Here is a 13,365-nt window from a genome sequence, read left to right as displayed (position 1 = left end):
ACTTTGCCCGCATCAGAAGCTACCTATCCACAGCTCGTAAAAACGGCTGGAACCTCTTGCAATCCATTTCCCAGTCCCTGACAGGTCAACCGTACTTGCCTGAAATGCTTTTTCCTCCCTGACACTCCTGAGTAGTTACAACAATTCTATATTTCTCTTAACAAATATTTACAAAAGATTTTCCTAGAACAGCGATAGAAAGTTGTCATTGCGAGCGAAGCGAAGCAATCTCAAGACTTTACGATAAGATTGCCACGCACCCTTCGGTGCTCGCAATGACATGATTAATAAGTGGGTGCGAAGTCTATCGCTGATCTTGGGATATAAGTGAAGCAACTGGCTCGGTCAGTGCGGAACGCGGGGTTCGGGGACATCTGGAGGCTCCGAGCTAGCTTTGGGAGCGATTCCCCAGCGTACATAAGGTTTTAATCATTTCTCCGGACGGGTCCCCGAATATAATAACCTCGTCAGGAACGGATTTCTCCCGAAAACTCCCAGTCCTCCAAATGTTTATGGCAATTTCCACAGGGATGGCCTTCCATTTTTTCTTTGAAACGGGCATGCGCGGCTCGGACTCTTGGTTTTTCCATTGAATGACATTTCGTACAAAATTCAGAAGGGACCTTGGATTTGAAGGGACCTTTTAATTCTTCTTCCGAAGCGATAAAATGAACCATAATCTGCTCCAATCCCCGAAATTCCGCTTCAATAATGCCGGTAATTCCGGATCCTGAATGGCATTGAATACAGTCACGATGATTTTGCGAGGCTCCCGCCGCAACCCATCCGGCATGAGGACGGTTCATTTCGTGGCAGGAGTTGCAAAATCCGGGTTGATGTTCCAGGTATCTTCCCCCGGGAACGATCATAAAGGCGAACAATCCAATTCCAACAGCTCCTGAAAAAAATAATTTTTTAATCAGTCTTTCTCCTTCATGATCAGGGTAAATAAAAATTCATTAAGGTCATCGCCGCGGTATCAATCGATTGAGGGCCTGGTTGAGAATAGTCAAGCGTCCAGGAGGCATTGTCAAAATCAAACGATCCCGCCAACGTATAGGAGTAATGAATAAGATCATACGATTTGCCTTGATCCAGACTGAATGTTCCGGTTGGAACATTCAAGGGGAGATTGGGAACCGTTAAGGTCGTCGCTGATCCCCGCAGAAAAAACTCCCATTGCTCAAAACCGGCAGTCGTGGATGCTGGAGATATAGAAGGATGGAAGATTAAATGATAAAAACTGGGCGTTCCATTAGACCCAGAGGTTGTAGAGGGAGCGGTCCAGGCAATGGTTTTTTGTAATGGATCAGGGGTAATATTCCCGGCAACGTCCGAAAACGCGAAATGATAGGGTCCCGGTCCTGGATAGTCCGTTAATAGGTAATCCGTTCGATTCAAAACAATATTCGGACCGCCTGGAGGCGATGGCAGCCCAGGAGGACTTTGGGTATTTCCATAACTTGTCGTTCTGACCGAATAGGAAATTCCATAGGTAATGGTTCCGTTAACCGCCACGGTAGTGCTAAACGCATTTAAAGAATAAGGGAAGCTTGTTAAACCAGACTTGTTATCGATATAGCATTTTCCGGTGTCATAAATTCCCCCTTCGTTACCCAACCTTGAAAAACTTCTCGCGTCAAACGCATAACCCTGACTCGCAACGCTTGCGGGAACAGTTATATTTCCTGCCACTGTTATAGAAAAAGCAGGGGTTGTTGAAAACTGGATATCCTGTTGAACAGTTTGATTGATCCCGATTGAAGGTAAAATTCTGGTCATATAAAGGTTCGTGTAAGGGTTGCAATAATTCCCGTTATTTTCAAAAGAATAGAGCGTATAGGGCGATAATCCGTCCGATTCGATTGGGAGAGTATATTGCGTTTGACCGGTTAAAGAATAAAGGACCTGTCCGTCACTCGTAGAAGTCGCCCCGATGATGGAATTAATATTGCCGGGTGTCATGCCGGAAATGTTTCCCGCGATGGTCGAGGTAAAGAGTGGCGAAACAGCTTCAGGATCGTTATAAGAACAATAAACAGGAATGGTCACCCGGGCGCTATTGTAGTTAATGATCGAGACGTTGGCACAATCCTTTCCTGAAAAAACATGAATATCCTGGGGACCGGGAGGAGAGGCGAAACTAAACGCAGCCTGACCGTTGGAGTCTGTCAATTGGCTAACTGTTCCTGAAGAACCAAGGCTAACGGCAAAACCTGCTGCCGGCTGATAAATATCTTTCGCGATCACGGTCACCGTTAGCGTTGAACCCATAGCCAGGCTCCCTCCGTTGAAAGGGGTCGCGGAAACTTCAGGCGAATGGGCGCTTTCCCCAATCATGTTGTGCGCGGTCACATCATAATAATAGGGGGTTCCGTTTTGAACGCCGAGATCGGCAAATTGGGTAAAAACGATGTTGGTCGCGATCCGGACTTTGTTTGCCGGGGAAGTCCCTCTGTACACATTATAATGGTCGGCTGATCCTGACGGGATCCAGGTCAGAAACACCAGACTGTTTCCTCCACTGGCGGTCAAACCAGTCGGCGTGCCGGGAGGAGTGACTGAAGGGGTCGCCGTAATTTCATTGGACCCCGAACTTTCACCCGTGTTGATGGTCGTGGCCGTCACCTGATAATAGTAAGTGGTTCCATTGACCACCTGGGTATCCCTATAAGAAGTTGTGGTTAAAAAACTGACTAAAACCATTTTGGTATTGAGCGGGCCGCTTAAATTCGACTTATAAAGGGCATAGTTTTCTCCGGTTCCAGACCAAAATAAGGAAACCTGGCCATTTCCGGAAAAAGCCTTTAAAACCGGCGGTGAGGTCACGTTTGGAACAGTCGGGGAAAAGTTTTGCAAATGAGGCGCAGGAGAACCGGAAGAACCGGAGGAACCGCAGCCTGCGGACGATCCAAGCAAGATCAGAATGAAGAGCAACCCCAGGGTTTTTCCGGGAAAAAGTTCCACTACTCTCCTCCTGTAAAGGTTGAAAGGATTGTCCCGTTTTGCCCAAGGGCCACGCCCATCTCCGGATTAACAAAAAACAGGTCGTTTAAATTAGAAAGAGTATGCGTCTTTTGAGGGACCCAGGTCGCTCCCCCATCCTGGGTGGCTAAAATGAGGCCTCCGGTTCCTGAAATAAATCCCTTCTTCAAATTAAACATCTGGATGGCAAAAAGGTCCGGCGGAGGATTCAGGCTTGATGGAATATTCTGATTGGTCCAGGTCGTTCCGCCGCTAGTCGTGTGAAGAATCGTCCCCCCGGAACCGACCAGCCAGCCGTTTTGCCGGTCTACAAAAGAGATTCCAGATAAAAAACCGGCGCTTCCACCGGAAGGATAGGAAATAGACCATCCGGGGGTGGATAGCGTGGTCACGGGATCGACGACGGGCTCTCCGCCATTGACGGTATGAAGGGCCATCATATTCTGCCCGACCGCCCAACCTTCGTTGGGATCGACAAAATAAACATTGTAAAGATGATTTAAGGTTCCGCTGTCGAGGCGGGTTAAGGTTGGCCCGGTAAAGGGGGCCTGGGAATAATCAATATTTTGATCCCCATTGGTTGTCTTTAAAATGATCCCGGAATCTCCGACTATCCATCCAAGGTTTTCATTTAAAAAATAGACCTGGTTGAAAGTGAGGATATACCCTCTTTGAACGGTTTCCCAGTTTGCGCCGCCTGTCTTCGTTCTAAGAACGGTTCCTTCAGCCCCCACCGCCCAGCCATTGGATAGACTTGAAAAATGGACCCCCAGCAAAGCCTGAGAGGTTCCGCTGGCTAACGGCGTCCAGGACAAACCCCCGTTGGAAGTTGCCGAAATGTTTCCCCCTTCTCCGACGGCAAACCCAGATCTCGGCCGGTTGACAAAAACGGTTTTTAAGTCCGATAAAGGGGGCGTTCCCGGGACCGCCTGAACGGCCCAGCCTGTTCCGCCGTCCGTCGTATATAAAATCGTCCCTCCCTCTCCAACCACCCAGCCGTAAGAACTTCCTGAAAAATCAATTCCAGATAAATTGTTCCCGGTGCCGGAATTCTGAATCGCCCAGGTAAGACCGCGATCAGTGGTTTTGAGGATTGTCCCGCCGTCTCCCGCGATCCATCCCGTTTCCGGATTCCAGAAATAAATGGTCTTTAGATTGGCTGTACCGCCGCTGTTTTGAACCGTCCAGTGTTCCCCTCCATCTTCGGTTGTTAAAATCGTGCCATTTTCTCCGGCAGCTATTCCATGATTCGAATCGGAAAAGTAAACAGCTGAGAGTAAAGCAGCGGTTCCGCTTGTTTGGGACAACCAGGTCGCCCCCTCATCCAGGGTATGGAGGATCGTGCCATTTTTTCCAACCACCCATCCTTCACGATAAGAGACAAACGATACTCCGTATAAGGGTAATTGAGTCGGCCTGGGTTGAAATTCCCAATGAGCCTGACTTCCAAACCCGAACCCTCCGGAACGCCGGTAATGGAGAATCGTCCCGTTATCTCCCACCGCCCAACCATGATCGATATCCGTAAAGGTGAGCTTATGCAATGAGTCAAAAAGATTGAGGTTAACCTGGCTCCAGTTCTGTCCCCCGTTATTGGTCTGAATGATCGTTCCGTTTAAGCCGACGCCCCAACCCAGATTCTGATCAATAAAAAAGAGGTCTTCAATACTTTGATTCACCGGACTGGATTCTTGACCCCACACCGTTCCATCGCCGGTTCTTAAAATGACACCGTTTGTTCCCGCGGCGTGAACCATCCGGGTTCCGGGGAAAAAGAGACGGTTAAACAGGGGCGTATTAATATTCAAAATACCTTGCCAGGAAATCCCGCCGTTTATTGAGACTAAAGTACGGCCAAATTGCCCCGCGATCCAGCCCTTTGATCCATCCACAAAAAAGAGATCATAAAAATCCGGGTAACCGGTTAATGAAGCCGCCCCATCCCAATTCTTCCCGCCGTTAACGGTGTTTAAAATGGTTCCCGTCTCTCCGACGGCAACCCCGGTATTGATGTCCGTCATTTGAATCGCGAATAAATTTTTTGCGATTTTGTTATTTTGTACTCCCCAGGTTATCCCCCCGTCAAGGGTATGGCGGATAACGCCTCCGTTTCCGGCCACCCAGCCATTTAAAGAATCGAGGAAAAAAAGATTGTTCAGAGTCGATGTCGTTCCGCTCATTTGAGTGGACCATGTCATCCCCCCATCAGCGGTATGAAGAATAATGCCCTGGTCTCCAACAATCCAGCCGTTAGATTGAATAAAAAACACTTTATGTAAATTAACCGTTGGTGAAAGAGGGGGGAGAATCGGCCGAATCCATGTTTTTCCCCCGTCTTTCGTTAAAATAACCGTATTTTGTCCTACTGCCCAGCCGTTGTTGACATCGGTAAAATAGATTCCTTCAAGAGATTCTGTGACCCCCGTCGATTGAATGGCCCAGTTTGCCCCGCCACTGGAACTAAATAAAATCAGCCCTTTTTCTCCAGCGACCCAAAGATGAAGAGGATCGATTAACGAGATCGCGTTTAAATTTAAGGAAAGATCTGAAGATAAGTTAATCCAGTTATCGCCCCCTGTATAGGTTAATAAAATTGTTCCCCTGTCTCCTACGCTCCAGCCTACGTTTTGATCTAAAAATCGAATCGCTCTTAAGGGTTCCCCCGTCGGTTTAGGGTTTTGTACGACCCAGGCTCTCGGTGCGGCAAAAGCTTCATTGGACAATTCCCCTTCTCCTAAACTATTCACACCGCTGACCGCATAGTAGTAGCGGGTCTCGTTTTTTAAGCTGGTATGGAAATAACTCGAATAACGAATTAAAGAAATTTTATGACTGTTTTCCTTTGTGATTCCCGGCTGTAACGACCAATAGAGAGTATACGAGGCCGCATTAGGGTCGCCGGCCCAAAGAATGATATTTTGACCATTGCCATAAAGGGCGACAATAGAGTCGGGCTTAACCGGCTTAAAGAGCGCCTGAACGGCCTGTTGATTTGCCGGAGTTCCTCCTCTTTCGGCACAACCCAAAAGGAAGCCCAGCAAGAGAATCCATATGATCTGTTTTTTAATTCCCATTGAATTATCGCTGGGCTTTCATCCCAACCCCTGTGGTTTTCAATCCTGATACATCAATCGTAATTTTAGAGTTTTTTCCCATTTCTTTGTGTTCTTCATTGGCCTCGCGGGTCGCGCCGCGCAACTCGATCACATGCCGACCCGGAGGGAGATCCCAGAGTGTTCCCGACTCTTTTTTACTGGTCTTGGTAAATTTCCCGTCGACATAAAAATGGACATGATCCCCTCTCGACCCTTTTCCAAAGGTGTAGTGGATTTCCACAGGCCCCGGTTTAACGACCTCTCCTTCTTTTGGAGAGAGAATGCTCACCGAGATCTCATCCTCTGCGCTGACCCAAGTCGATTGAGAGATCAATGTGGCAAACAGGATCGCTAAACTTAGGGTTGTTCTTCTTATGATTTGCATTTTTACCTCCTCCTCTATTCTATTCAGGGGCCTTCGCAACGGAGCTAATGTTTTTAAAAATCCAGTCTCATGTCCGCTGTGAAAACGCTCCCAAAGCCAGCTCGGAGGCTCAATGCCCCCGAACCCCGCGTTCCGCACCAGCTAAGCCGGCTACTTCTCTTTATTCACCATTTAAAAAGCGATCTCGACCCCGCCGAATAAGACGGTCTCTTTGACATCCTCTCCGCCGGGCCCCATTTTCACCTGCTTTAAATCGGAAAATTCCACGATCGGCACAAAAGAAACCCGATTGGTTGAAACGGTATTCCACCGGACTGCCAGCGTATACCGGCTCATGTCATTTGTATCTTCCATCATCATCGAATCCCCCTGATCCAGGTTTTTCACCCGATCGGCACGTCCGATCAGACGCATTTGAAGAGGATTGATTTGATACTGAAGCTCGATAAACCCGCCCTGATACGATGCGTCCTGGGCGGTACCCGCCATGAACGCGTCTTTAAAAAGCTCCTTGTCCTCTTTTCCTCTCAGGTAAACCGCCATAAGCCGAAAATCTCCCAATTCCAAGCTCAGGTCGGCGCCGATTTTAGAAAAAGGTTTATCTTCAAAGCCGGTTCCGGGAATATTCGCCGCACCTGTCGCGGGAGGAACGGGAGGGCTTTGTAAATAGAGCGTCGGCTCTTTTCCGAAGTAGCCGAAAACGCCGATTCGTTGATTTGAAACCGTCTGCGTCAGATGGGCATAGAGGTCTTTGGCTTTGTTATTGTCCGGTTCATTGTTGGTCCCATTGACAACCGAGAGCGCGTATCGAAACCCAAAATCGGTAAATCCCGCGACCTCGACCCCCAGCTGGGGTTCTCCCAGTTTGAAATCGGTTTCATGTCCCATCGGCGTGTAATGATAAATGTCATACGGCGCCAGGGTCAGACTTCGATGCGAGGAAAAAGGGAGATCAAGTTCATCTGCCCCCGCTTTAACGTTTAAGAGGGAGCTTCCAAAGAGATAGTCCGCCCGGACCCACCAAAAGGTTAACTCTCCCAATTGACCCGCTCCCCCGCCGCCGTGACCGCCGCCTCCCCCGGAGAATCCGATATTTCCAAGATTAGGCGTAACCATAAAGTAGTAAGAGAGGTCTTTGACAAAAATTCCTCCGCCGATCAATTCAAACCCGTTCAAGCCGAAAGAGGTCGAGTCGACGGTTTGGGCCCCTGTCGTCGTATTCTGGTTCGATTGAGCCTTATAGCGCAAGCCGAGAGAACCCCGGATTGAAACCGGCCAGAAAGCCGGGTGGATGTCTTCAGGGTCTTCCTTTTTTCCTCTCTCGTCTTCTTTTAAGTCCTGTTCAAGGTAAGAGATCTGAAAACCGGAGTCTCTAAACCTTGCGCCAAAATGATTAAGCTGTGGCATCACCGTGTGGCAGTGATTGCAATCCATGTCATATTTGCGGGCAAAAGCAGGGATCGCCATGACATTTTTTGGCGCCCCCCATTCCCATGCTACCATCAAAACAAAAATTGCCAGGATAAAATTTTTAAGCTTCATGATGCGTCCTCCTCTCTTTTATAGTTTATGTTCATTCATATGGATAACCCTTTAAGGTCTCGTTAGTTTAACGATGTAGGGCGAGTGCGCCGGCAAGGTCACCTCGTAATCCCCCCCCGTATCCGACGCCCCGGTCTGGGTGATTTTCACCGGCCCCGTCACCGCTTCTACCGATGCTCCTAAAAAAGAAACTTTTGAATCGCCGATAGGCGTTTGTACCGAATCAAAAACAAAACCGGAAACCGCCACCTCCAGCGGAGAATAAGGATGCGTTGAAAGATCCAAAATGGAAGCCGCATTCGGATACACATTGATGATTTCCCCCCCTGCGCCACCGCCTTGAGCCCTTAACCAGGCAAGGCCAGAAGGAACGTTTAAAATGATAAATTTTCCGCCGGATGAAGTTGAAAAACGTTTATTCATCGTATTAATCGACCCGTCAGGCTCTAAATACCAGACCGTTCCAAGATCAAGACTTTCCATCGACCGGGCTGAAACAGAAACACCGTCCAGAGGAAGGTTCTCCCCTTTTAAAACAATGACCGAGGAAGAAAAGGTTGAAAGTCCGATCAGGTCGACCATTCCATTTCCATCTACATCACCCAGCGTAAAAGTGTCGATCAAGCCGCCTGAAGGATAATAAAAGGGCGGATTAAAAGTCCCATCCCCTTTCCCTGGAAAAAGAGCGATCTGGCTATTGGCATAGGAAACCACCAGATCGACAAATCCATCTTGATTAAAATCAATGAGCTTGGAAAAAGTCGCTGTGGTGGAATTGGCCGTGTCACAGGCGACGGGATAACAGGAGGGAGAACCAAATCGAATATCGATGAGATTTCCTTTAATATCTTTAATTTTATTATTTCTCAAATAGACTCGCAGGTTTCCCCGCTGCCGGTCGAGAATCGCCGCGTCGATCTTTCCATCCCCGTCAAAGTCACTCATTAAAAGAAGCGGGGGCTGAGTAAGATGTGGAAAAGCATAGGTTTCTATTCCGGGTTGGGGAAGTCCTATTCCCCGGAGAACTAAAATAGAATCTGAGGTGCCCACCAGTACATCCAGGAGTTGATCCTGATCGATGTCGACGACTCCAAGCGAAAGCGGCGGAGCAGACAAGTTTAAAGTCGATTTCAAAGTAAAATTCGTGTTCTTGTCATTATAAATAAAGGAAAGCGCGGGCGGAATCTTTCCTCCAACCCCGATTACCAGATCGACAAACCCATCCCGATCAAAGTCTCCTGAGGCGATGCTTGTCGGTCCCGATCCAACCGGAACCGATTGATGAAAACGAAAAACACCTTTTCGTGAGCCGAGTAAAATGGCAACGCTTCCGGAATTTTGATTCACCACCGCAAGATCAAGCTGTTTATCCTGATTGAGATCAATCTGGAGAATGGCAACAGGCCCGGTTCCCGCAAAACAGGAGACACTTTCCGGCAGGCAGGCAGGATCACTCTTTAACGTTTGACCCAGTCTAAAAGTTCCATCTCCGTTTCCGTAATAAATCAAAATCGAATTCGAAGAAAAATCAATGACGGCGAAATCGAGTAAATCATCTTCATTGAAGAAACCCTGGGCAATTCCATTTCCGCTCCCCGGTGTCAGAGAAAATTGATTAGAAAGTTTAAACTCCGGGGTCACGGTTTTTCCCATGATGATCCCTTGCGACGGGTTGAGGAAAACTCCCAGAGTCCCCGCCAGACTGTTGACGTCGCTCGAAAGGACGCCATGGAGAGTGACATCTTTAGTTTCTTTTAATAAACTCTTGACAAAAAAGTGATAAGAATCGATTAAACCGGCCCCGTGGGACTCAACGGTAAACGTTCCATTTGAAGAAAAGATTCCGGAAAAAGTTCCGGTCGAAATCAAACTGTTCTTTTCTCCCAAAACATTTAACTGAGTCGTGCTCAGGGGTTTATCCGTCATAAAATTAACAGGGGTTCCAGTCACATAAACCGTTGAATTCGCCGCATTATTAACCTCCAGATTTTGAAAGGTGACTCCGCCGGCAAAGGTGATCGCGGGGATATCTCCGGAATCATCCTCTGAGGAAATTGAAATTTGATAAATATCAGGAGGGAGGTTGTAAATCATGTACCGCCCGTCTTTGGTGGATTGATTCAATTGAGACGGAGTTCCGTCTAAAGAAAAATAACGGATGGAGCCTTTCTCAACCCCTGAAAGGTCTTTCAATTTTAAAGAAACCCCTTCAGCGGTTTTTCCGGTTCTTTTGTCTAAAATCACGCCGCTGATCAATCCGTGGGCGGGATTCTGCTGAACACTGGAATCATTCGCGTAAGAGGTCAGCTGACCGGCGGTCAGGCTAAGGAGATTTTTATCTTTCTGATCCCCCTGCGTTAAGCTGATCTGCTGATAAGTATCAATCCTTCCGGCGCCTGAGACTTTGACCCAATAGTTTCCATTGGCGGAAAACGGGACGGTGAATTTGCATTCCGGAGAAGAAGGAACGAGATAAGGAACTTTAACGGTATAGCTTCCGTCGCTCCCTGTGGTGGCCAGTTCTCCGCCGGTTGTTGCGAAGAAAACGCCTAATGCGGAGAGAGAAGCATTCACAACCGGAGTGACTTCATTGGTTTCGGTCACTTTTCCGCTTACATTCACCGGATAGCAGGTGGGGTCTGCCGGTTTTAAGGGATCCGGCGGAGCGATAAATTTTAGAGTCAAATCTTGATACGTGGCGCTATCGGGAAAAATGTAAATTGTTTCTGCCGCGGAGTAATGATTGATCGGGCCGCCGGTCTGTTCTTCGGCGGTGACCCTCACAAAGAGAGGTCCCGGCGGAAGATTAAAAATAATAAAACGCCCATCATTTGACGTGCCCGTCAGGCTGAAATCGGGCTCTCCGGCTTTAAAATAAACAACCTGTCCAACCTTCATTCCGTCAGCCCTGTACCCTTCGATGACCGATCCGGGACGGGCGCTTTGATCCTCCTGCCGTATCCGTCCTGCCAGAATGCCGCTCCCTTGAATCAGGGGGGAGGAAATTCCGCCGGACCATTTCATTTTGTCTGACACGGATAAGATCTTGAAAAAATGGGTCAGGACAGTCGCCCCGTTGGCCAACCCCGCTCTACCGGTCACCATGGATTGATACGTATCCACATATCCCTGTGAGACCAGTCTGACCAGATAGATCCCTTCGGACCGGGAAACAAATTTGGCGCTCCCTGACAGAGGGTCAGTCACAGCCAGCGGAATAAGGGGAGAACTATCCCCCGCCCCTCCTTCGAGAAAAATTTGAACCGCCGAAGCGGGCGGCGCTTCACTGATCTCTCTGATTTCGGCAACCGATTGAATGGGAACGACCAGGACCGGGTCTACCTCCATCGTCATGGCTGAAACGCTGTTTGGAAATGCGATTAACTGGCTGTTTCCTCTCCCCCCCCCCGCGGCTTTTAAGTAAATCTCCCCCGGGGGAACGTTAAAAATGGTAAATCCGCCATTCTCAGTCGTCCCGCTAAATTGAACAAAGTCAGGGATGGCGGCAAAACTGTTATAAAAAAGGTCTCCCACAGGATTTCCCTGCCGGTCTGTCGCTAAAATCAAGACATCTTTAACCGGACTTCCCTCCTTCGTCCGGACAACCCCGCTGATGACGGCGGTCCCTTTGCGAACGGGAATATTTGCCGCAAAGAGAAGATTTCTCGCATCCGTAGCCGAGACGATAAGAAGATTCCCCTCGGGATTCTGAATGGGTGTCCCGCCGGTTTTAAACCCAAAATTATAGGTATCGACAAAGGGAACGTTTCTCAACCCGTTGGATCTCGGACTATGGGGAAAATCGGTCGGGCCGCACGCCGCTAAAAAAACAAGACCTATCATCGCGGCAAGCCCCTTCTTTTTTCCAAATTGTTTAAAACGTATAGGTAAATTCAAGGTAAATCCTGCTGTTATTTTTAAAAAATCCAACAAAATGAAAATCACCGGGCGAAGCTTCTCCTTCGGCATTAAAATCAGAAATATCCCCATATAAAATGTCGCCGCCAAGGCTCGTTGAAAACGAATCGGTAACCCGGTAGGTGATTTTAGGCCGGTGAAGCCACTCCAGTTTATTGATAAAAAAGAGGCCAAGATACTGGGTAATCAGCGTATTATGAATCCACTCCCTTCTTAAAAAAAGTCCCCAGACCGTGTCATATTGGTCCTGAATGAGCGCCGGATCATATTTCATGATAACCTGCTGTAAAAATTGCAGGGAGACTGTCACGCTATGGACGCTCGTTTCAGCTGAAAAGGCGTATTTCAGATAATTCTTCTGTTTTTCACCGTTCCCTTCGAAAATGGGCCCCGATGGCGTATTGCCGAACCGGGTCCCGAAATATTTTCCCCGTACCAGCGCCCCCTCCGCGTTGATCACATAATCTCCGATATTCCGGGTCGCGGAACCCCCGAAGATACGGAGCCGGGTATACCGCGGCGTGAATAAAACCACCGGTGAAACGCCGAAAATACCAACATCCCGAATCTCTCTAAAAACCACCGGAAAATCGTCCCAGGTGTAAAAATAGCTCACCGTTGAATCCCACCCTAAAAAAGGGAAATGAAGCTGAACCGCCCATTCACTGTTCCCAATGGAAACCGGAGGTTTTTCGATCTCCCCCACAAATTGAGACTGTTCCCACTCGCTTCCCGATGGAGCCGGCCTGTGAAACTCCAGGTCCGGAATCAAAAGGGCTTCCAGCCTCGATTCCTTGTAATAAAGATCTGTTTTGACCATCCAGAGCGGGATATAACGGTCTTCCACCTCTCTTAAAATGTATTCCTCAAAATCAAGGGGATTGATTTCATCCAATACCCGGGCCCCTTCATTGACCCCCCACCGGACAATCTGTTTCCCTGCCCGGACGTCGAGATTTGAAAAATGAAGGTCCAGGTAAAACTCCTTCAGGGAAACGCCCTGTTTCCTGATCTCAACGTCCCGAACGTTATCGGCTTGAATCACGGGAGGAACATCCCCCGGGTTCTGGCTCTGGGTCAAAATAACATCGGGCCCTTTTCGCGGAGAGATGGTGTCGACATCTTCCAGGTCATAAACGGCGTCGTAAAACGCGCGAATTCTTCCCGACAGGGAGAGATGCGATCCATAAGCGTAGGTGGGATAAAGGCTGACGATGTTGAGGAGTTTCGTATACGCTGAGGGACGGAAAAGGCGATAGGCTGTTTCATTCCGAACGTAGCCGGGCATTTGAAACCGGGATAAAGGCCTTTTCGCCTCTTCCGGGTGAGAAGAGTCCTGTTTGACCTGGTCCGGAATTTCGTTACCGTAGGATAATGACGTCAACAGGCAAATCATACCAACCATTCCATAAAAAAAAACGACTCTTTTGAAGATCATTT

The 13,365-nt window shown here is 48.4% G+C and carries 7 protein-coding genes; all 7 read right to left on the bottom strand.

Going from position 1 to position 13,365, the window contains the following annotated elements; genetic code table 11:
* Positions 1 to 467 precede the first annotated feature (467 nt).
* The 7 genes from HYR79_03530 to HYR79_03500 all read right to left on the bottom strand — a co-directional run bounded on the left by HYR79_03530 (position 468) and on the right by HYR79_03500 (position 13,363).
* Complete coding sequence (locus HYR79_03530; protein ID MBI1820761.1) at positions 468 to 881, bottom strand: hypothetical protein; 414 nt, start codon at positions 879 to 881, stop codon at positions 468 to 470.
* A 58-nt stretch (positions 882 to 939) separates the two neighbouring features.
* Complete coding sequence (locus tag HYR79_03525; GenBank protein MBI1820760.1) at positions 940 to 2,967, bottom strand: hypothetical protein; 2,028 nt, start codon at positions 2,965 to 2,967, stop codon at positions 940 to 942.
* Complete coding sequence (locus HYR79_03520) at positions 2,967 to 6,059, bottom strand: hypothetical protein (GenBank protein MBI1820759.1); 3,093 nt, start codon at positions 6,057 to 6,059, stop codon at positions 2,967 to 2,969. The genes HYR79_03525 and HYR79_03520 overlap by 1 nt, the downstream gene beginning before the upstream one ends.
* Positions 6,060 to 6,063: 4 nt before the next feature.
* Positions 6,064 to 6,465: a hypothetical protein gene (locus tag HYR79_03515; protein MBI1820758.1), complete on the bottom strand. Its 402-nt coding sequence runs from the start codon at positions 6,463 to 6,465 to the stop codon at positions 6,064 to 6,066.
* Between the two features lie 171 nt (positions 6,466 to 6,636).
* A complete protein-coding gene (locus HYR79_03510; protein ID MBI1820757.1) occupies positions 6,637 to 8,007 on the bottom strand; it encodes a hypothetical protein in 1,371 nt (456 codons plus the stop codon).
* Positions 8,008 to 8,058: 51 nt separating this feature from the next.
* Positions 8,059 to 11,904, bottom strand: coding sequence for a VCBS repeat-containing protein (locus HYR79_03505; protein ID MBI1820756.1), 3,846 nt, complete (start codon positions 11,902 to 11,904; stop codon positions 8,059 to 8,061).
* On the bottom strand, positions 11,882 to 13,363 hold the full coding sequence (locus tag HYR79_03500; GenBank protein ID MBI1820755.1) for a hypothetical protein: 1,482 nt from the start codon (positions 13,361 to 13,363) through the stop codon (positions 11,882 to 11,884). Before HYR79_03500 ends, HYR79_03505 begins: the two co-directional genes overlap by 23 nt.
* Between the last annotated feature and the right edge of the window lie 2 nt (positions 13,364 to 13,365).

Source organism: Nitrospirota bacterium (genome assembly GCA_016178585.1).
In the GTDB taxonomy this organism is placed as follows: Bacteria; Nitrospirota; Nitrospiria; order JACQBW01; family JACQBW01; genus JACOTA01.
Note: the sequence above shows the minus strand (reverse complement) of the source record. Positions and strands in the feature narration are given on the sequence as shown.

What these genes read in the sequence shown, in the direction of transcription:
- HYR79_03520 (MBI1820759.1), bottom strand. Translation starts at nt 6,059, where the DNA reads ATGGGAATTAAAAAACAGATCATATGGATTCTCTTGCTGGGCTTCCTT.
- HYR79_03515 (MBI1820758.1), bottom strand. Translation starts at nt 6,465, where the DNA reads ATGCAAATCATAAGAAGAACAACCCTAAGTTTAGCGATCCTGTTTGCC.
- HYR79_03510 (MBI1820757.1), bottom strand. Translation starts at nt 8,007, where the DNA reads ATGAAGCTTAAAAATTTTATCCTGGCAATTTTTGTTTTGATGGTAGCA.
- HYR79_03500 (MBI1820755.1), bottom strand. Translation starts at nt 13,363, where the DNA reads ATGATCTTCAAAAGAGTCGTTTTTTTTTATGGAATGGTTGGTATGATT.